Source organism: Methylotenera versatilis 7 (assembly GCF_000799165.1).
In the GTDB taxonomy this organism is placed as follows: domain Bacteria; phylum Pseudomonadota; class Gammaproteobacteria; order Burkholderiales; family Methylophilaceae; genus Methylotenera_A; species Methylotenera_A versatilis_A.
Genome location: NZ_JUGF01000001.1, coordinates 97,393 through 119,398 on the forward strand (window position 1 = coordinate 97,393; position 22,006 = coordinate 119,398).

Here is a 22,006-nt window from a genome sequence, read left to right on the forward strand (position 1 = left end):
TTATACCTGCATCAATGTTTTTCTGATGGTTAATTCATCAATGCCTTTACCAATAATCACAATGCGTGAAATAGGCTCATCTTCATCCCAGCCTTCCAATAATGTGGGTGGATAGGGCGTAAAGTGCACTGCATGAATCGCCAGCGGTGCAGGTTGATCTTCGGCATGGATAATGCCTTTTAATCGTAGTAAATTTTTGCCATGTATTTGGCACAGATTCAGAATCACCGGTTTCAAATCGCGCCAATTCAGCGGTTTTGGCATAAACACGGTAAAACTCACGATTTCATCATCATGCGCTTTTTGCGGCAATGTGCCTTTTGGTGTGGCAGTTTTTAAGGGCGCGCGCAGCCAGCGTTGTGGTTCTGCTTGTTTGGTCGCAATATCAAATAAACCGACATCAATCACAAATTGTGGATCTAATTCACCATTTAACACGCGATGCTGAGTGGCGCCTAGATTAATGGTAATGAGTTTTTCTTTTAGCTCGTTTATTTGCTCTACTGTGGCTAAATCGGTTTTGGTGATTAATAGCACATCTGCTACCGCCACCTGTTTCAATGCTTCGATATTGTCAGTGATTTGCTGTAAGCCATATACCGCATCAATGGTCACGACAACGGCATCAAGCCTGTAAGTTGATTCAATCACTGGCTCATTCATCAGGTTGCCCAAAATAGGACCTGGGTCTGCCATACCAGTAGTTTCAATGATTAAACGTTTAAACTCCGGGATTGCTTGCAACGCACGCTTAAAAAATAAGTCGCGCATGGTATCCGCCAGTTCATTTTTAAGTGTGCAGCATAAACAGCCGCTACTTAATAAAACCGTATTGTCGTCAATATGTTCGTTTTCAATATTCTCAGCCAAATTGCTATTGGCGAATATTTGATCCAAACCTGCATCGCCTAGCTCGTTAATAATCACGGCGGTGTCTTTCATGGCCGGGTCGTGCAGTAATTTATTCAATAGCGTGGTTTTTCCACTGCCTAGAAAGCCGGTAAGCAGGGTGACAGGAATGCGTTTATCCATTTTATTTTTTTGCTGATAATTATTAAGTGATGAAAGGTTAATTTTAACCTAGATGTAAGTTAAGCAGTTTCTAAATATGACTCTGACTCATGTTGATGCCAGATAGGAAAAGGGTCGCTGAGCGCTTTCCAGCCTTGCATATATTCACCCATGTCGCCCAGTAACATTTCAGTTGGTGTCAGTAAGCAGCGGTCAAACTCTGTGATTAAAGCTGTTTTATCCATATTGATTCCGATTAATACTAACTCTTGCTGCCTATCGCCAAATGGTTCTTGCCAGCGATTTTTAATCTCTTCTAACTGATCAATATCTTGCGGCCAATATTCTTTAGGCGTAGCAGCCCACCAAAACCCAGCTAACTCGTTACGCGAAATAGCGCCAGCCTGCGACCAGCTAATGCAAAACTCTGGTCTGGAGGCGATCCAGAAGTTACCTTTTGAGCGAATCACACCTGGCCATTCCTGGCCGATATAATCATAGAATCGTTGTGGATGAAAAGGACATCTGGCCTTGTAGACAAAGCTACTGATGCCATACTCTTCACTTTCTGGCACATGTTCGCCACGCAGTTCTTTTAGCCAACCAGCGGCATCTTCGGCGGCTTCAAAGTTAAATAAACCTGTATTCATCACCGCATCCAGTGGCACTTTGCTAAATTGGCTGTGCACGATTTTTGCCCGGGGATTGAAAGTTTTTAAAATACCTTCCAGTTGACCTATTTCGTCCTGATTTAATAAATCGGTTTTGTTTAACACCAGCACATCGCAAAACTCAATTTGCTCAACCAGCAAATCGACAACTGTTCGTTGGTCTTCATCGCCCATGCTTTCTCCCCGTTGCGAGATGAAGTCGCGCGAACTGTAATCTTTAAGAAAGTTAAAACCATCTACTACCGTTACCATTGTGTCCAATTCCGCCACGTCAGATAAACTCAAGCCATCTTCGCCACGGAAAGTAAACGTTTCTGCTACAGGTAATGGTTCTGAAATGCCTGTCGATTCGATGAGCAAATAATCAAAGCGATTTTCTTTGGCTAAACGCGTGATTTCGATGAGTAAGTCTTCCCGTAAGGTGCAGCAAATACAGCCATTGCTCATTTCAACTAATTTTTCTTCACTGCGCGATAGCGCCGCGCCGCCATTGCGCACTAATTGTGCGTCGATATTGATTTCACTCATATCATTCACGATAACGGCAACGCGTTTGCCTTCACGATTATTTAAAATGTGATTAAGTAGCGTGGTTTTACCTGCGCCCAAAAAACCAGATAGAACGGTGACGGGGAGTTTTTTCATGCTAATTCCTTCAAGTTACTTGTTCATGTTTTTTTGATGCATTGATGGCTTTAGTCATGACAAATAGATTTAAAATTGCGATTGAATTTTATGCAACATTGTTGCGTTTGTTGGCATATTAACCACAATGTAGAGTTTATGCAACTAAGTTGCATTTTTATGGCGCAATTATTGTTTTGTTGAAAGGGGCTGGGAAATTAGCGTTTAAGGACTGGGTAGAGGATTTAGTATGAAAGTTAAGGCTGGCAGTTGGCGCAAATACCGCTAATGCTTAAGTGCACGTTGTTGGCGGTAAATCTCTCAGGCAGGCTTTGAGCGATGGCGTCATCCACTTTGTCCAGACAGTACACTTGCCCGCATTTTGTACATTCAAAATGCGCGTGCTGATGTTGGCTTGGCTGTGTATTGGTCTTGAATCGTCTGGTTTTATCTGGGCTAATTACGCTGTGCACAAAGCCTTGGGCACTTAACCAATCCAATACTCTGTAAATCGTCACACGGTCGATAGGTTCTACGATTCTCTTTTGGATTTCAGGATGCGACAGCGGTAAAGGCGCATTTAATAAAGTGTCTAATACCAATACCCGTGCGCTGGTCGGCGTTTGGGATTGTGCTTGTATCAATTCAAAGGCTTTGCTCATGGTTCGAATATACCGTATTTTTAATGGCAGCATCAACAGTAAATTTTTACAGAATTGAAGATGAATCGGGCATATGTACAGTGAAAGCAAGGCGTGATATTGGAATTAAACAAGCTTAATTGCTTAGAACACATTAAAATTATGCTTTAAAAATAATGACGCTTAAAAATACGTTATTTAATTCTGCGCTAGATAAATTTAATTGAAGAAAAAACAACCCCAATGAATGTGTTTTACGAAGAAGATGGCAGCTTTAAGGTGGCCTCTATCATGTCTGAGTCGCCTGCCGCGTTACAGGTGGAATCGCTTTCCGGCAAGCGTTCAAAAATTAAGACAAATAATGTATTAATGCAGTTTGAAGCACCGTTAACAGGTCTTATGGAAGCCGCGCTAAATGAAGCGGAAAGCCTGGACATTGATTTTTTGTGGGAGTGCTGCGGCGAGCCGGAGTTTGCTTTTGAAGATTTAGCCAGCGATTATTATGGCAAAAAGCCTAGCCCAATCGAAGCCGCCGCGACGGCGATTAAGCTGCACAGTGCGCCCATGTATTTTTACCGCAAAGGTAAAGGCCGCTACAAAGCAGCGCCGGCTGACACGCTGAAATTAGCGTTGGCAGCAGTAGAGCGCAAAAAACTGCAGGCTGAACAAGTGGCAGTTTGGGTGGCGCAGCTTAATAATAAGCAATTGCCAGAAGGCTTTGCAGCAAAAGCGGATGCCTTGATTTATAACCCAGATAAAAATAGTCTGGAATGGAAGGCGATTGACGAAGCTGCGCAAGTCTCTGGCAGACTAGCATTAAGCGTGATGGCCGATTGCGGCTTGATTCAAAGCGCGCACGACTATCATCTGGGTGCATTTTTGCGCGAGATGTTTCCTAGCAAAGATGGAAAATCAGGGGTGGATTTCCCTGCATATGAAATGCCTGACATCCCTGACGATTTGCCATTGGCAACAGTTGAATGCTTCAGTATTGATGACTCGACGACCACCGAAGTGGATGATGCGTTTAGCTTGGAAGCATTAAGTAACGGTAATACGCGCCTAGGCATTCATATTGCCGCGCCAAGTTTGGGTTTGCCTGTTGATTCCAGCTTAGATTCGATTGTGTTATCGCGATTATCAACGGTATATATTCCCGGTAATAAAATCACCATGTTGCCCGAAAATGTCGTTAAGCCATTCAGTTTAGACGCAGGTGAGATAAAACCCGCGCTTAGTTTGTATTTGGAAGTGACGTCTGACTTTGAGATAGTCGCGCATGAAACGCGACTGGAAAAAATAAAAGTTGCGGATAATTTGCGCCATGACACGATTGAGCCGTTCTTTAACGCACAGTCATTAGATGCGGACAATGGTCATATCTATTGGGCAAAGCTTAAGTTGCTGTTTAGCTTGGCTGAAAAGTTAGAAATTGCGCGCGGCAAGGCCGACCCGAATCGCGCACCACAGATTGATTACAGTTTTTATGTGCGTGATGGAAAAGTACAGATTGTGCCGCGCGAACGTGGCGCACCGATAGATAAATTGGTGGCGGAATTAATGATTTACGCCAACAGCCATTGGGGTGGGTTGTTGAAAGAGGCGGGCTTTGCCGGCATTTATCGCGCGCAAACGGGTGGTAAAGTATTTATGACCACCAGCGCGGAACCGCATCAGGGTTTAGGTGTGTCGCAATATGCATGGAATACATCGCCATTACGTCGTGCGGTAGATCTGGTTAATCAGCGACAATTAATTGCTATGCTGAATAACGAACCTGCGCCTTACAACGTGGCAGATGGAAAATTGAACGTCATTATGCGTAATTTTGACCAAACTTACAGCGCCTACAGTGACTTCCAAACCCGTATGGAACGTTACTGGTGTTTGCAGTATTTGATTCAAGAGCAATTGAGCGAAGTGACTGCCACCGTTTGGCGCGAAAATTTAGTCCGCATAGACGGCATGTTTTACATCACCAAAGTGCCCAGTTTGCCTGAGCTTGAAGTGGGCACAAAAGTCAGCCTGGATATTAAACATATCGATACTTTGCTAATGGAATTGAACTGTAAATTTAAAGCGATAATCCCGGTGGAAATTGCTGAGTCAGAGCCAGTTGCTGTAGTTGAAGAAAATACTGAAATATAAACACATTGAAATTGAATATAAGTAATTTATGCTGAGATTTAATCGCAAAATCCATAAAAGTGTCGCCGAAGATAGTGTTGTCGAGGTATCTGAAAGTAATGGCATACGTTCGTTGCATTTAGGCTCAGTGACAATCCAAAGCAGCATGAAAGTGAAAGACCCATTTGCGCTAGAGCTGACTTATACGCGCGGCATGATGGGATTCTTGCTGTTTTCCAATACGGTTAAAAGCGTGCTGACAATTGGCTTGGGCGGTGGTTCGGTGCCTAAATATGTTTATACACATTGCCCCAATATCAACCAAACCATTGTAGAGATTAATCCGCAAATTATCAGCATTGCGCGCACCCATTTTTGCGTGCCGGATGACGATGCCAGATTTAACGTGATTGAAGGCGATGGTATTGCCCACTTAAAGGCTAATCAAAACAGCGTAGATTGTTTGATGATTGACGCTTTTGACCGCTTTGGTATTCCGCCGGATTTTTGTAGTCAGGATTTTTTTGATGATTGCGCAGCCACTTTGTCGAACCAAGGCATATTTGTGATTAACTTGTGGGGTAGCGACAAGAACTTTGATATTTACTTGCAGCGTATTGAGCAAAGTTTTAATCATCACACTTTGATGCTGCCAACAGGCAAGCCTGGCAATATTGTCGTATTTGGCTTTAAGCGCGCTACGCAATTGAATGAGAAGAAACTAAGAGAGCGTGCTAAAGCGCTTCAAAACACACACAACATAGAGTTTTTAAGTTTTGTTGAAAAGCTGTGCGAACATAACCACAATTATCTCGCCAATTAAACCAAATAATTTAAACTCGCTAAATTGAACAAGAAATGACAATTAACCTATGATGAATCAATATTTTGCCACTTGCCCACGCGGTCTAGAGGCTTTGCTGGTAAACGAGCTGAAAAACAGCAACGCAAAAGACATCAAGCCGACCGATGGCGGCGTTGGTTTTGCAGGGGAATTAAGTGTTTGCTACCACGCGAATTTACATTCGCGCATTGCCACACGCATCCTGATGCAAGCTGGGCAGGGAAAATATGCCACTGAAGATGATTTATACCAAGCAGCCTATAAGCTGAATTGGCCTAATTGGTTTGATGTGAAGCATGATTTTATGGTGAAAGTCACTGGCGTGAAATGTCCGCTTAAAAGCCTGGAGTTTGCGACCTTGCGCATTAAAGATGCGATTTGCGATAAATTTAGGCAGGTGGTGAATTCACGGCCTTATATTGATACCAAAACGCCTGCTGTGCGTGTTCATGCCTATTTAACTGCGGATAGTTATGTTTATTATGTAGACACTTCTGGTGATGCTTTGTATCAGCGCGGCAATCGCAAAGCCAGCATTGAAGCGCCATTGCGTGAAAATTTAGCAGCAGGTATTTTGCAATTAAGTGGCTGGCAAGCCGGGCAACCTTTGTTGGATCCCATGTGTGGCAGCGGCACGTTTTTGCTGGAAGCAGCGATGATGGCGCTGAATATCGCACCGGGATTAAAGCGTGATTTTGGCTTTGAAAAGCTGAAAAACTTTGAAAGTGACACTTGGAAAAAAATTAAAAATACAGCACTTAAAAATGTGAAGCCAGTCACTTTTCAAAAACTGTATGGCTCAGATAGCGATTTGCGCGCTGTGCGTGTTGCCAAGCAAAACCTTACAGAAGCAGGCTTGGCAGAGGCCGTGCAGTTAACACAAACCAATATTACCGAAGTAGTGCCGCCTGCCGACAATGGCGTGCTGGTTGCCAATCCACCGTATGGCGTGCGCATTGGTGAAGATGAAGAGCTGGCTTTGCTTTACCCGAAAATGGGTGAAGCATTAAAGCGCAAATTTGCAGGTTGGAATACGTATTTTTTAACCAATGATTTACGACTACCAAAATTAATGCGTTTAACGCCAAGCAAACGTACGCCATTATTTAACGGGCCACTGGAATGTCGATTATTTGAAATTAAAATGGTTGCAGGCAGTAACAGAAAGTAGTTTAACGCTAAATAGTTAATTAAAAATCACCGCTAATTTAAGGTTAATTGAATGATGGATACGATACATCCCCTGGATTCATTACAACATTTACGACTTCGCATTAACCAGTTTGTGAATGAACGCGATTGGGCGCAGTTTCATACGCCTAAAAATTTAGCCATGGCAATGATTGTAGAAGCTGCCGAACTGGTTGAACATTTTCAATGGGATACGCCAACTGAAAGTCAGCAATTAACACCTGAAAAACGGGAAGAGGTGAGCCATGAATTGGCGGATACTTTTGTTTATCTATTAAGAATTGCAGAGGTGTTGAATATCGATTTGATTGAAGCTGCCAACAAAAAGATTGATTTGAATGCCTTGAAATATCCGGTGGAGAAGGCCAAAGGTAGCAATGCGAAATACACAGAATATCTTTAAGCTATTTAAATAAAATCTGAAACGACAATAAAAAAGCCAGCATATGCTGGCTTTTTTAAAATCTGAAACGATTTATTTTAATGCGGCTAAAGCGGCATCATAATTAGGTTCGTTTGCGATTTCTGGTACTAACTCAATGTATTTAATCACATTGTTTTCATCAATTACAATCACTGCACGCGCTGCTAAACCGGCTAATTTGCTGGTAAACAATAATACGCCGTAATTCATTAAGAAATCACGGCCGCGCATTGTAGATAAGTTAACTACATTTTCAATACCTTCTGCTGCACAAAAACGCGTTTGAGCAAACGGTAGGTCGGCAGAAATATTCAACACCACTGTATTTGTTAAGTTGGCAGCATGCTTATTGAAAGCGCGTACAGATGAGGCACACGTTGGTGTATCTACGCTTGGGAAAATATTAAGAACTTTACGTTTGCCAGCGTACGTTTCTAATGTAACGTCTGCTAGCGCTTTGTCAACTAAAGTGAAGTTGGGCGCAGTACTGCCAATTTTTGGCAAATTGCCTGCAACATCAACTGGATTGCCTTTGAGAGTTACTGAGCTAGACATGATTTTTTCCTTTTTGAATGATATAAAGCGCCTGAATATTAGCGCGTTTATTTATGCTAACTATAATAAAACAAAAAGCACCTGTTTAAAACAGGTGCTTATCGATTTGACGCAATAAAGTTTGAAATTAAATTACACGATAATTGATTAATCAATTAAGCCAGTAAATTCTCACTTAAATAACCAATTGTCATGGTTTGATTGTGCAATACGCTATCCGTCGTATTAGGGCGTGGTGCTAATTCCCCATAAGAATAGAAGCCGGTTAAGCTAGTTTGAGGGCCTAAAATTTGTTGCACTAATTTTATTTCATCGCCTACCAGTTCAGCCATCACGCCTTTGCGACCAACACAGCTAACACAGAGAGCTAAACCGGTTTGATTGGTTTTATTGGCACTCAAGCCATCCATTACCAGATTCGCAGCAGCGCCAGCACCATCAACGAGTCGATCATGGTTGGTCTGACATAAGCGTACCGTTTCGCCTTCTTCAACGTTGCCAGCAAAAGTTAAGCTATTGTTTTTGGTATCAATAGCCAACAAGGTACGGATTTTCTCCACATCGCGTTTGCCTTCTTCAATGACCGCAAGTGGGAATTTTAAGCCGGTACCTGGCAAACCTTTTGAAAACGCTTCACCAATATACATTCTGTAAAGCGGTAGCGCTGGCTTACCATCCATTTCAAACACAACGTTTTTCTCTGATTTGGTCACTGTGCGCGGTGGGCCATAAGGTTTCCAGCCGCCAAGAGCGCCGCTTGCCGTGATTAATGCGTTGCCGTATAAGCCGACTGCAATAACTAGATTATCCGAAACGGTATCGTTATATAGTTGTAAGGTTTTAACAAAGGCACCGCCATCGCCTGCTAAACCGCCAACAATTGGAATGTCGCCTAAAACACTTTGAAAACCTTTTAATAATTCGGAGCCATTGACGTTTAAACCATCTGATATTACTAATACTGTACGTAAAGTATCGGCCTTCAACTGCTTTGCTAAACCAGCTGCAGCCTCAAAAGAGCTTTGCATACCGGACATTTTGGTTTGTGCCACCCGTTGAACGGTTTTTTCCCATTGAATCGCCGTGATTTGAATGCTGTCGTCAAAGACGCCGTTGGGGCTTATTTCACCGGAAGTGGTACAGCCAACTACTTGGGCTGTTGGGTAGCGAGATTTTAGAAAGCCTTGCAATTTGCCTTCGTTAAATCTTTTGATAGAGCCAAATACCAGTACTAAATTAGCACTTGCTAGCGGTGATATGCCAGGTAAATCTTTAAGCGCCGTTTTGGAATCTACAGATTCTTGTCTTATAAGCATTATTCTTTGCTCCCAAGCATGCAATTATTTCTACGTGTTTTAAATAATCGTAATTTATACATTAATTATTGAATGTTGTTAAAGTATTTTATTACAAATATTACGTAAGTGTTGCAAATTGTTTTAAAAAATGTAATATTTTGTGTGTGCTGACGAATATCACTCAACTCAAAGTTGTTAATGAGTTGTTAATAGAATAAAGTAAAAACATTTTTTTAGATAGAGTGATTTATAATTTGGTTATATAAACGTATGTTTATATGCTGGGAGAATATAAAGTGGCGCAAACAAATCTGGCTGGCACTAAAGTAATGGTGATTGACGATAGCAATACCATTAGACGTAGTGCTGAAATATTTCTGAAATCAGCGGGTTGCGAAGTCATTTTGGCGGAGGATGGGTTTGATGCGCTAGCAAAGATCGCCGATCAACATCCTCAGATTATTTTTGTCGACATTATGATGCCGCGCTTAGATGGTTATCAAACCTGTGCACTAATCAAGCGCAACAGCCGTTTCAAATCAACTCCTGTCATTATGTTGTCCAGCAAAGATGGTCTATTTGATCGCGCGCGTGGACGCATGGCGGGGTCAGATCAGTATTTAACTAAGCCTTTCACACAAGATACGTTAATTGATGCAATTAATACGTACACCAGTGATGCCTATCTGAGCAGCAAAAATAATGCAGAAAATATTGTTGATTAATAAATTGCTTGGTTAATAAAAGCGTTAGTTAGTAAACTAGTAACGAGTAATTGGGGGAGTAACGATGGCAATCAGTAAAATTTTAATAGTGGACGATTCAGCAACGGACCGTTTTTATCTAACAGAGTTGTTAGAGTCAGAAGGTTACCAGGTGATTGCTTTAGAAAGTGGCGAGGCTTGCGTGGAACGCGCAGCTGGTATTGCGCCGGATTTGGTGATTATGGACATCATTATGACTGGTTTAACCGGCTTTCAGGCGGCGAGATCGTTAACAAAAGACGCTGCTACAGCAACAATTCCGGTTATTTTGTGCTCAGGAAAATTGCAGGTTACCGATCATGCGTGGGCGGAAAAAATGGGCGCAAAAGGGTGTTTGTTGAAACCCATACAAAAAAATGATTTAAAAGCATTGATTGATAAAATCGATGCATGACATTGACTATGCTGATTTTTAGCATGGACATGTTTTTAAAATAATTGGAACCGCTGCATTTATGTCAAAACAATCACAATTACGTGAGTATCAAACTAATATTTTAGCTAGATTGGAAAATGCTAAAAAGGCCGGTGCTGAATCGCCTGCAGGTTATTTAGGTGTGATTATTGGCGGAAAAAATGTGCTGGTTAACTTGCAGGAAATTAGTGAAACACTGCCAATTATGGATATTCAGCGTGTACCACTGGTTAAGCCATGGTTTTTAGGTGTGGCAAACGTGCGCGGTGTGTTGTATGCCATTAATGATTTAGCGCAATTGCTTGAAAACACTTTCACTAATATTTCATCGAATGCACGCTTATTGCTCATCAGTGATTCAGTGACGAGCAATGTGGCTTTCCTGGTTGATAAATTAGTCGGCCTGCGTAAGCTGGATGAAATGAAGTTAGCTGATGTACTGCTTGATGATAATATTTGTTTAAAAAATCAAACTTATACAGATGACGAAAATCGTGTGTGGCATTTACTCGATTGTGACAAGTTGGTACGTTCAAAAGATTTTACAACTCCTTATGCAACTTAAAATGTATTTGTGGTTTAGTTTTCATAGATAGAAGTGTTTTAGAAGTTAATTTTAGTCATTAAATTTAGTTGAATTTAATAGTTCAGATGGCAGTTATTTGAAACAGTTAAGTGAGGCTTAAAGGGAATCAACATGGCATTGAATATTCAAGTAATCAAAGAGTTACCAGCAAAAATCTCACAGTTGTTCAATAAGGGGTCTTCCGAAGGCAGCAGTCGTGGCTATGGGCAAGTAATCGGACCGGTAATCGGTTTGATTATCTTTATTATTTTGGCGTTCTATGTGATTAATCAGGTGCGCGTTGGCGGCCCTGTGTACGATCAAATTAAGCTCAGTAACGATTTGCGTGCAGATATTCTGCCGCCTCCACTTTATGCGGTGGATGCGTTCGCGGCGACAAACGAGGCCTATGTGGCGACATCAAGTTCTGACTATCAGAAAAGAGACCGCAAACTGGAGGAAGTAAAAGCGCTTGAGGCTGACTATAGAAATCGTTTGGCTTTTTGGCAAACGGCAATTGCTAGATTTGATGAAGAGGGTGTTAAACGATTAAAAGGCCCATTTGAGGCGGTGGCAAAATCTAACGAAAACTTTTATCGTATTTACAATAAAGATTTTGAAGTGGCTATTAAGTTAGGTGCGATTGCTGCGGCTAAACCACTGGGCGATTTAGCCGGTGCCTATGAAATCAATAAACAAACTGTTAAGGCGCTAAATCAAGAGCTTGAGAGAGAGTCGGCACGGATTACATCTTCTAGCAATACATTGGTAAAAGGTATTTTGTTGGCGTTGGGTTTATTGGGTTTATTGATTCTGTTCTTAATTGCTTACTTTGGTTCACGCCAGGTGAAACAAATTGAAAGCGCAGTGCAGATGCTGGAAAATGATGGTCAGCAAAACCAAATGGCTGTTCTTAACTTACTGGATGAGATGGGTGATTTGGCGGACGGTGACTTAACGGTACGTGCAGAGGTAAAAGAAAACATTACGGGCGCGATTGCTGACTCTATTAACTATACGATTGATAGCTTGCGTGATCTGGTAACAGAGATTAACCGTGCATCAGAGCAGGTGAATACGGCAACTGGGCAAGCGCAAGCGACCTCGATTGGTTTGTTATCAGCGGCAGAAAAACAATCCAAACAAATTACAGAAACGACAGATGCTGTTTCAAACATGACACGTTCCATTCTGCAAGTATCAAGCAATGCGAGTCAGGCGTCACAGGTTGCGCAACGTTCATTGCAAGCTGCGACACAAGGGTCGCAAGCGGTACAAAACACAATTACGGGTATGAACGGTATTCGTGAACAGATTCAGGAAACATCAAAACGGATTAAACGTCTGGGTGAAAGCTCGCAAGAGATTGGTGAGATTGTGGAGTTGATTTCTGATATTACGGAGCAAACGAATATTCTGGCGTTGAATGCGGCGATTCAAGCTGCTTCTGCGGGTGAAGCCGGTCGTGGCTTTACGGTGGTTGCGGAAGAGGTTCAGCGCTTGGCGGAACGTTCATCTGAAGCGACGAAGCAGATTGGCGCGATTGTAAAAACGATTCAAACCGATACCAACTCTGCGGTTGCGGCGATGGAGAAAAGTACTGAGGGTGTGGTAGAAGGTGCGCGACTTTCTGATGCGGCGGGTAAAGCGCTGACAGAGATTGAAACCGTTACTAACAGCTTGGCACGATTGATTCAGTCGATTTCTAGCGCAACAGAAGCACAAACAGAAGTGGCTTCTACCGTGACTAAAAACATGCAGCAGATTCAGGAAATTACTTCACAAACTACCGAAGGTACTAAACAAACAGCAGAATCGGTCGGGCAGTTAACAACGCTAGCTGAAGAGTTACGTGAATCAGTAGCTGGTTTTAAATTGGCTTAAATTGAATAGGTTGATATCTTTGGAGTCGAATTTAAGTGTCTGAAAATTTTGATATAGGCCCCTTAACGTGGGTTAAAGACCAGATAGATCAATCGCTTGCTACTGTTTTAGATAATCTAAAAACAGTACAAGGCAACTTACATGACACAGCTCCCATGCGTTTTTCGCAAACGCATTTATATCAAGCATCAGGCGCGCTGGATATGGTGGGTCTGGAAGGATGTAAGCGATTTTGTGCTGAATTAGAAAAGCTGGCGAGTCGCTTAGAGAAGAAAACACTGGATGCGACGCCTGAGCTAATTGATCGTTTTATTAAAGCCGTTGAATCATTGCAATCTTATTTACAAGACTTGTTAAACGGCGCGCCTGATATTCCATTACGTTTATATCCAATCATCCATCCAATCGTTTTAGCACTGGGTGAGACGATGGATGAAAGCGAATTATTTTTCCCCGATACCAGTAATAGCGCACCCAAAGACTTACCCGTTAAACAGTTAGAAGCTGCTGAATATTCTGCATTTATCGTAGAGCAACGTACGAGTTATCAAAAGTCTCTATTAAGCTGGTTGCAAACCAAGCAAAGCAATGCGCTGCATAGCATGACTGAAGCGGTGAGCAATGTTAGCCATGCACAGAAGAAAAATAGCGACAAAACCTTATGGTGGGCGGCTAGTGCATTTACCGAATCTTTAGAGCAGAAGGAAATTGCTGAAAATCTAGGCGCAAAACGCTTATGCCGCAAACTGGATCAGGAATTGCGCCAACTGACTGATGGTGTTAATAAGCCGCACAGCAGTTTATTGCGCGATATTTTGTATTACGTGGCAATCAGTAATGTAGATAGGGATAACGTTCAAAAAGTAAAAGAAGTTTTTGAACTGAATCTGCTTGTCGATAAGAAAAACGCTGTTAGTTTTGATACAAGCTCAATTGATGTAAATGAATTGACTGTTGTACAAGAGTTAATCACGCAGTTAGAAGTATTGCGTGAACTGTGGGATGACGTATCCAATACCATCGACTTTAGTAAAGTAGATGCTAGCGCTAGCTTTGCACAAGTACATGTAGATAACGTACTGATTACTAAATTTTCTGACACATTGGTTGTTAGCCAAACACTTACGCAGCAACTAAGCCAGGTGGTCATTGTTGATTTGTATACATCTTTGCAGCTTGCCAGCAGTACTTTGCGTGATGACGCAACCAAAGTGAACCATGCTGCATTAATTGAAATTGCTGCTGCGCTTAATTTATTGGAAACTTCGCTTAACCATTATCAACATCTTGACGCTGACCGTGTACAAAAATTGCTTTCTGAAATGCATCGATTAGAAGCGATTTCATCTGGTGAAAGTTATGATAAGTTAGATGGTGACAGAACGGGCGAGCTTGATCGCGATACGATAAAAGCACTTGTTATCCAAATTAAAGAATCACTTAAAATTACGGAACAAGCTTTAGATAGCTTCTTCCGTCATCCAGCTGAAAAATCACCACTTGCATTAACGGCTAAACCTTTAAAACAAATCGCAGCTGTTTTTGACATGCTCGGGTTAGCAACGCCAACCGCTATCGTGAAAGCAAGTAATCGTTTAGTACAGCATTTCCAAGCTGAAGATTATGTTTCAAACCAACAGCACTTTGAGCTGGTAGCAGAAAGTTTGAGTATGGTTGGCATTTATGCGGATGAAATGCCAAAAATACGTCCCGAATCAGAGCTGGCTTTAGAAGGTGCTGTGACGCGCCTGACTAGCGTGCTTGCAGATGCGGGTGTTCATTTTGCTACAGTTGGTTTAGATGATGTTTCAATCAATTCTGATACAACAGAATATGCAACTGATTCAAATGCTGAGTCTAGCGAATACTCGAACGAAAAACATGCAGAGCAAGCGACAACAACGCCTTCCCAGTTAGTTACTAACCCAAGTGATGTCAAAGTAATTGACCAAGCATTCGACGCGGAATTGCTGGACATTTATTTGACTGAAGCAGAAGAAGTGCTGGCGCATATTGCTCAAAATTGCCAGGCGTTACGCGTCAATGCAACCGATAGTGAAGCGCTGGTTGAAGTCAGACGTAGTTATCACACCTTAAAAGGTAGCGGCCGTACGGTAGGTTTAAATGCCATGGGTGACATTGCTGGCCAAGTAGAGCAGTTTTTAAATGGTGTTTTAGATAAAAAATCGATACTTGATCAGTCGCAAATTGCGGGCATTGAACAACTAAGCGCTGCTTTTGCAGATTGGGCAGCAGAACTGCGTACAAATGGGCAGGTTGAAATTAATCAAACCGCATGGACGGCACGCGTTGCTGCACTTTCTCAAGCGACGGCGGTTGAACATTCGGCCGCTCAGGAATCATCCGCTCCAGTCGTTACAGAAGTAGATAAAGCTGAATCAATAAGTAATGAAAATACTCAATTCAGGCAAGATTCTGAGCCGCCATTAACCCCTAAAAAAGCTAAAAAAACAGAGCCCCAGGTATTGATTGGTGGTACGCGCAAAATGAGTCGTGCTTTCTACGATATTTTTGTTAAAGAAAGCATGCAAAACATCACCATTCTTGAGCAGGATGTTGCTAAGTTAATTGCAGATGCTAGCTTAACACCTGCTCAAGTGGCAAAAGTAGCGATACACACGCTAGCCAGTAATGCACTCGTTGCAGAGTTTAAGCCTATGGGTGAACTGGGTCGCGCACTTGAGGTCTGGTTAAATGATGTGGAAACCTGGACGCCGCAGCATACCGAGTTGTACAGCAATACCGTTAAATCACTTTCTACTATGTGGGTGAAAATTTCAGAGTTGCGTAATCCGCGCTCTGCAAGAGCATTGATTGAAGTGCTGAATCAGGCTGCTGATCAAGCTCGACAAAACAAAGCTTTAACTATGGTACCTAGCGAGGTGCCAGAAGCGGTAGAAGAAATTACCTTCACCTTACCAACTACTTTACCGACTGAAACCCCAACTGTTGAATTGTTAAGTGAGCTTGGCACACCAAGTGTTGATTTAGAACAAGCCGCGATTGTTAATTTAGCAGAAGCGCCTGCTGCCGCAGCTGTTGAATTTAGTCATGATGACTATGAAGTTAAATTGGTTACGGAAAGCAAGGCCTACCAAAATGTCTCGGCCAGTGATATTGGTAAGAACGTAGAGTTGGATAGAACGCAGGTTGATCAAGAACTGCTAACCATGTTTATTGAAGAGGCGCGTGAAATTCTGCCTGAAATTGGCACGGAATTACGCGCTTGGCGAGCACATCCAAAGCAATCAGAACATCCTGATGCACTACAGCGCGCATTGCATACCTTAAAAGGTAGCGCGCGTATGGCGGGGCAATCTGGGCTTGGCGATGCCGTACATGAGATGGAAGACTTAGTTATCCGATCATTAAAACGCAAAACGGTTGATATCGATTTTGACAGTATGTTTGTCGATTTAGACAAAATAGGTAGTTTTTTTGAAGAAACACTAGAAGGTACATCGGCTGAAACCATTAGCGCGATTAAGCAACAGGATATTCCGTTAGCGAGCCGTGTAACGGATCGTAAAGCACAATTCTTGCGTATGCGTGCAGATACGCTGGATCGACTGATTAACGATGCTGGTGAAATCTCAATCATCCGTTCACGTATGGATAGGGAAATCAGCGGCGTTAAACAATCATCAAATGACCTAACCGAGAGCGTGACACGTTTACGTAACTATTTACGCGAGTTGGAAATTGAAGCAGAAACACAGTTGCAATCGCGCTTGAATATCCTGCAGGAATCGAATGAAAATTTCGACCCCTTGGAATTTGACCGATTCACACGCCTGCAAGAACTGACGCGCATGATTGCTGAGAGCGTTAACGACGTGGCGACGATTCAGCACGGCTTGTTGACTAACTTAGGTCAATCAGAAGCTGCACTACAACAACAAAACCGCATGAACCGCGATTTGCAGCAAACTTTACTGGGTGTGCGTATGTTGCCATTTCAGCAGATTGCCGAGCGTTTACAGCGAATTGTGCGACAAACGGCGCGTGAACTTAATAAGTCTGTCGATTTAGTGATTGTTGGTGAAACGACAGAAATTGACCGCAGCGTACTGGATAAACTAGGTGCACCGTTAGAGCATTTGTTGCGTAACGCAGTAGCGCATGGTTTGGAGCTGCCGGCAGAGCGTAAAAATCAAGGTAAAGCAGAAACAGGTACGATTGAGCTAAAGATACGCCAAGAAAATGACGAGATTCATATTACCGTTACGGATGATGGTGCTGGTGTCAACTTGCAGCGCGTTAAAGAAAAAGCCATTAAAAATAATTTGATTGATGAATCTTCAGATATCACTGAGCAATCGTTGATGTCCATTATTTTTGAAACAGGTTTCTCAACAGCGGACAAAGTGTCGCAAATTGCTGGTCGTGGTGTCGGTTTGGATGTGGTGCGTAACGATATTAGTGGTCTGGGCGGGCGTGTCGATTTAAATAGCGAGTTCGGTAAAGGCACGGTGTTTAATGTGCATTTGCCAGTGACATTGACAGTCGCGCAGGTTTTAGCCGTGCGTTCCGGCGCTTCGATTTATGCCTTGCCAGTGGGGATGATTGAGCAGGCACAGAAAATTAAACGCCAGGATTTAATCAATGCTTATAGTGCAGGCGAAATTAACTGGGCAGGGAAGCAATACCCGATTCACGATTTATCTAAATTATTAGACCATGAGGATCATCAGCCAGAAGATCATGCTTATGCTTCTGTGTTACTACTGCGCAGCGGTACGTACAATATAGCGCTGCATATCGATGAAGTAATTGGCAACCAGGAGGCGGTGATGAAGCCAATTGGTGCGCAGTTGGCACGCGTACCAGGCATTGTAGGCGCTACGGTTGCAGGTGACGGTAAGATCATGTTGATTATTAACCCTGTACAACTGGCTAATCGTGAAATTTTGGCGGTTGGCAGTGTAGTGGTTAAAGCAGATAAAAAAGCCGTTAAAGCAACGACTAAACCGCGTGCTTTAGTCGTTGATGATTCGCTGACCATGCGCAAGGTGTTAGGTCGGTTACTAGAGCGTGAAGGTTATGAGGTGCTAGTGGCAAAAGATGGTATGGATGCGATGCAGGTATTGCAGCAATTGACACCGGATATCATTTTGACAGACATCGAAATGCCACGGATGGATGGTTTTGGTTTGGCGCGGAATATCCGCGATGATGTGCGCACCGCTAATACACCGTTGATTATGATTAGCTCACGTACTGCCGATAAGCATCAAAATCTGGCGAAAGAAATTGGGGTAGATGCTTTCTTTGGTAAACCAGTGCAAGATGAGGAATTAATGAGTAAAGTCAATGAGTTGCTTGCTGGGCAATCGACTAAACATTAATGTAGCGCTGCAATAAAGCAAAAATCCGCTAGACCTAATCTGAAGGTCTAGCGGATTTTTGCTTTAAAGTCGCTCAATTTAACATTATTAATTTTGCGTCAATTTGTGTATGAGCGGGTAAAATAGCACTATGCAAAATGAAGTAAATATTCCATCTGATCATACACAAATGCCCAGTCCGCAGTTTGTACATTTGCGCTGCCATAGCGAGTATTCAATTGTCGATGGCACGGTGCGCATTGATGATTATATTCAGGCAGCCAGCGCAGATGCCATGCCAGCAGTCGCGTTAACAGATTTAAGTAATTTATTTGGTGCAGTCAAGTTTTATAAAGCAGCACGTGGTCGCGGTGTTAAACCGATTTTAGGTTGCGATATTTGGCTGGAAAACGCTAAAAATCGTGACCAAGCGCATCGTTTATTATTGCTCGTACAAAACACTGCAGGGTATCGTCAATTATGCGCATTGTTAAGTCGCGCTTATCTTGAAAATCAATATCGTGGTCGTGCGGAGATTAAGCAGGAGTGGCTACAGAATACTGAAGGGTTACTGCTGTTTTCTGGCAGCGCGCTAAGTGATATTGGCACAGCATTAATTGCCGGTAACACAGTACAAGCAACGCAGTTGGTTAACACTTGGTCTGCCCTGTTTCCCAATCGCTTTTATTTGGAATTGCAACGCGTATCTGACCCTAAAGACAGCCCAGCGCAAGAAGCGCTAATTCAACAAATACTCGATTTAGCCAGCGCTGCTGATTTGCCAGTAGTGGCGACGCATCCGATACAGTTTACAACGGCAGATGATTTCGAAGCGCACGAAGCTCGCACCTGTATTGCAGAAGGCTATATGCTGGCAGATAAGCGTCGGCCTAAAAACTTTACACAGCAACAGTACTTTAAATCACAAGCGGAAATGTGTGCGCTGTTTGCGGATATTCCTGAAGCGTTAATGAATACGGTTGAAATTGCTAAACGCTGTAATTTGGTGATCGAGTTGGGTAAAAATTATTTGCCAAACTTTCCAACACCTGACCAATCCAGTTTGGATACGTATTTAGTTGCGCAATCGCATATTGGATTATCAGGGCGCTTAAAAAGTCTGTATCCCGACGATGCAAAGCGCGAAGCCAAACGACCAGAATATGAAGCCAGGTTAGAGTTTGAATGCAAGATTATTAACCAGATGGGCTTTGCCGGTTATTTCTTGATCGTGGCTGATTTTATTAACTGGGCTAAAAATAATGGTGTGCCAGTAGGTCCTGGGCGCGGCTCAGGCGCAGGTTCTTTGGTTGCCTATAGTTTAAATATTACCGATTTGGATCCGCTGCAATATAACTTACTGTTTGAGCGCTTTTTAAATCCAGATCGCGTTTCAATGCCTGACTTTGATATCGACTTCTGCATGGACGGACGCGATCGCGTGATTGATTACGTGAAGCAAAAATATGGCTTGGATGCCGTGTCGCAAATTGCCACCTTCGGTACTATGGCGGCAAAAGCGGTGATTCGCGATGTCGGTCGTGTGCTGGATTTACCGTTTAATTTTGTGGATGGAATTGCCAAATTAATTCCGCTTGAATTGGGAATTACGCTAAGCAGTGCACTAGAAAAAGAACCGCAATTACAAGAGCGCCGCGAAAAAGAAGAAGAAGTCGCACATTTGCTGGAGCTGGCATTAAGACTGGAAGGCTTGGTGCGCAACGTGGGCATGCATGCAGGCGGCGTGTTGATTAGCCCGGGAAAAATATCCGATTTTTCACCTATTTACTGTCAGCCGGATGGCGCCAGTTTGGTGAGCCAATACGACAAAGATGATGTTGAAGCAGTTGGTCTGGTCAAGTTCGACTTTTTGGGCTTAAGAACGCTGACTATTCTGGAATTGGCCTTAGCCAATGCCAATAAGCAGCGCGCCACTTTAGGTGAGCCGCCACTTAGTTTTGAAACATTACCGCTTAACGATAAAGCCAGTTATCAATTACTCAAAACGGCCAATACTACCGCGGTTTTTCAGCTGGAGTCGCGCGGCATGAAAGACATGCTCAAGCAGGCGATGCCAGATTGCTTTGAAGATATTATTGCCTTGGTAGCATTGTATCGCCCCGGCCCAATGGATTTGATTCCCGATTTTTGTCGCCGTAAACATGGTAAGCAGCGTGTGGAATACCCACACCCAGCCACGGAGTCGATTCTAAAAGAAACTTACGGCATCGCGGTTTACCAAGAGCAGGTGATGCAAATTGCGCAAGTGGTAGCCGGCTATAGCTTGGGTGGCGCGGATTTGCTGCGGCGCGCCATGGGTAAAAAGAAGAAAGAAGAAATGGATGCGCAGCGCGCTATTTTTGTGGAAGGCTCACTTAAAAATGGCCTTAACGAAAAACAGGCGACTGAATTATTTGATTTGCTGGAAAAATTTGCGGGTTATGGTTTCAATAAGTCGCATGCCGCAGCTTATGCGTTGGTTGCTTACCACACCGCGTATTTAAAAGCGCATTATCCTGCTGCATTTTTAGCAGCAACAATGTCGGCAGACATGAACAATACGGACAACATTCACAGCTTTTTTGATGATTGCGCACCAAATAAAGTAGAGGTGTTACCGCCAGATATTAACCAAAGCGGTTATCGATTCTTGCCGTTGAATAATAGTCAGATGCTATATGGTTTGGGTGCGATAAAGGGAACGGGTTTAGCGGCAATCGAGCTTATTGTGGCGTCTCGCGAGTCAAGTGGACCATTTAAGAGTTTGTTTGATTTTTGTAATCGGCTGGATTTACGCAAGGTGAATCGACGTGTGATTGAATCGCTGATCCGCGTTGGAGCGTTTGATAAGCTGGAGCCAAACCGCGCAGCGTTATTGGCAGCAGTCAGCATGGCAATTGCTGCGGCTGAGCAAAATAATAGTAATGCAGGGCAAGATAATCTATTTGGCGATGTATCTGAGACCAAGCACGATCTGCCAAACGTAGCAGAATGGACGCCGCAACAAGCGTTAATTGAAGAAAAGGCCGCGTTGGGTTTTTATTTAAGTGGTCATCCATTTTTAAACGCTAAGCATGATGTGAGTCAGTTTGTACGTGGTTCGCTAGCAGACTTAACACCTCAAGAACAACCAAAATTAATGGCCGGTATTGTAGTAGGCGTGCGTGTGCGCATGACGCAGCGCGGTAAAATGGCGATAGTGACCATTGATGACGCGGTATCGCGCGTCGATGTGGTGGTGGGTAGCGAAATGCTCAATCAGTCTGCGCAGTTAATTAAAGAAGATGCCTTGCTGATTATTGAAGGACGCGTGAGCTATGATGATTTTTCTGGCGGAATCCGTGTAAACGCACGTAAGTTGTACGACTTAGCATCTGCACGTAGTCAATATGCCAGCATGCTGAAGATTTCATGTAATGGACAATCCGATGCCGCAAAACTGACTGCTATATTAAACCCCTATCGCAGAAAAGCAGCAGAAACCGACAAAAAGCTGTGCCCCATTAAAATTGAATATCACAATGCGCAAGGCCAAGCGAGTATGATGCTGGGCGATGCGTGGCGCGTAGAGTTGCATGATGAGTTATTGCAGAATCTGACCGCATGGTTATCGAAAGAAAATGTTAAAATCCTATATAATTAGG

15 protein-coding genes are annotated in these 22,006 nt (G+C 43.1%); 10 read left to right on the forward strand and 5 right to left on the reverse strand.

Going from position 1 to position 22,006, the window contains the following annotated elements:
- From K370_RS00380 to K370_RS00390, 3 genes are all read right to left on the reverse strand, one after another.
- Positions 1-1,032 (reverse strand): CobW family GTP-binding protein, encoded by a 1,032-nt coding sequence (locus K370_RS00380; protein ID WP_047536784.1) that lies wholly within the window; start codon positions 1,030-1,032, stop codon positions 1-3.
- A 59-nt stretch (positions 1,033-1,091) separates the two neighbouring features.
- The gene (gene zigA / locus K370_RS00385) at positions 1,092-2,327 is read right to left on the reverse strand and encodes a zinc metallochaperone GTPase ZigA (RefSeq protein ID WP_047536787.1); all 1,236 of its coding nucleotides are present in this window, start codon (positions 2,325-2,327) and stop codon (positions 1,092-1,094) included.
- Between the two features lie 236 nt (positions 2,328-2,563).
- Complete coding sequence (locus tag K370_RS00390) at positions 2,564-2,968, reverse strand: Fur family transcriptional regulator (protein ID WP_047536790.1); 405 nt, start codon at positions 2,966-2,968, stop codon at positions 2,564-2,566.
- Positions 2,969-3,190: 222 nt separating this feature from the next.
- On the opposite strand from K370_RS00390, the gene K370_RS00395 reads away from it, so the two are divergent.
- The 4 genes from K370_RS00395 to K370_RS00410 are packed head-to-tail and all read left to right on the forward strand — an operon-like array spanning position 3,191 to position 7,512.
- Positions 3,191-5,095, forward strand: coding sequence for a ribonuclease catalytic domain-containing protein (locus K370_RS00395; RefSeq protein WP_047536793.1), 1,905 nt, complete (start codon positions 3,191-3,193; stop codon positions 5,093-5,095).
- 28 nt (positions 5,096-5,123) lie between these two features.
- The gene (locus tag K370_RS00400; protein ID WP_047536797.1) at positions 5,124-5,897 is read left to right on the forward strand and encodes a polyamine aminopropyltransferase; all 774 of its coding nucleotides are present in this window, start codon (positions 5,124-5,126) and stop codon (positions 5,895-5,897) included.
- A 49-nt stretch (positions 5,898-5,946) separates the two neighbouring features.
- On the forward strand, positions 5,947-7,089 hold the full coding sequence (locus K370_RS00405; protein WP_047536800.1) for a THUMP domain-containing class I SAM-dependent RNA methyltransferase: 1,143 nt from the start codon (positions 5,947-5,949) through the stop codon (positions 7,087-7,089).
- Between the two features lie 51 nt (positions 7,090-7,140).
- Positions 7,141-7,512, forward strand: a complete 372-nt coding sequence (locus tag K370_RS00410; RefSeq protein WP_235272639.1) for a nucleotide pyrophosphohydrolase — start codon at positions 7,141-7,143, stop codon at positions 7,510-7,512.
- Between the two features lie 72 nt (positions 7,513-7,584).
- Here the strand turns inward: K370_RS00410 and tpx are convergent, their stop codons facing one another.
- A complete protein-coding gene (tpx, locus tag K370_RS00415; RefSeq protein WP_047536809.1) occupies positions 7,585-8,088 on the reverse strand; it encodes a thiol peroxidase in 504 nt (167 codons plus the stop codon).
- Positions 8,089-8,243: 155 nt separating this feature from the next.
- Entirely contained in the window at positions 8,244-9,404 is a 1,161-nt protein-coding gene (locus K370_RS00420; protein ID WP_047538628.1) for an FIST signal transduction protein, read from the reverse strand.
- Positions 9,405-9,664: 260 nt separating this feature from the next.
- On the opposite strand from K370_RS00420, the gene K370_RS00425 reads away from it, so the two are divergent.
- From K370_RS00425 to dnaE, 6 genes are all read left to right on the forward strand, one after another.
- Positions 9,665-10,111 carry a response regulator gene (locus K370_RS00425; protein WP_200883407.1) on the forward strand — a complete coding sequence of 149 codons (447 nt, stop codon included), beginning with the start codon at positions 9,665-9,667 and terminating at the stop codon, positions 10,109-10,111.
- 64 nt (positions 10,112-10,175) lie between these two features.
- Positions 10,176-10,544, forward strand: coding sequence for a response regulator (locus tag K370_RS00430; RefSeq protein ID WP_047536812.1), 369 nt, complete (start codon positions 10,176-10,178; stop codon positions 10,542-10,544).
- Between the two features lie 61 nt (positions 10,545-10,605).
- Positions 10,606-11,130 carry a chemotaxis protein CheW gene (locus K370_RS00435; protein WP_047536815.1) on the forward strand — a complete coding sequence of 175 codons (525 nt, stop codon included), beginning with the start codon at positions 10,606-10,608 and terminating at the stop codon, positions 11,128-11,130.
- A gap of 132 nt (positions 11,131-11,262) precedes the next feature.
- Entirely contained in the window at positions 11,263-13,014 is a 1,752-nt protein-coding gene (locus tag K370_RS00440) for a methyl-accepting chemotaxis protein (protein ID WP_047536818.1), read from the forward strand.
- A 35-nt stretch (positions 13,015-13,049) separates the two neighbouring features.
- On the forward strand, positions 13,050-18,383 hold the full coding sequence (locus K370_RS00445) for an Hpt domain-containing protein (protein ID WP_047536820.1): 5,334 nt from the start codon (positions 13,050-13,052) through the stop codon (positions 18,381-18,383).
- Positions 18,384-18,513: 130 nt separating this feature from the next.
- Positions 18,514-22,005: a DNA polymerase III subunit alpha gene (dnaE, locus tag K370_RS00450; protein ID WP_047536822.1), complete on the forward strand. Its 3,492-nt coding sequence runs from the start codon at positions 18,514-18,516 to the stop codon at positions 22,003-22,005.
- Position 22,006: the final 1 nt, after the last annotated feature.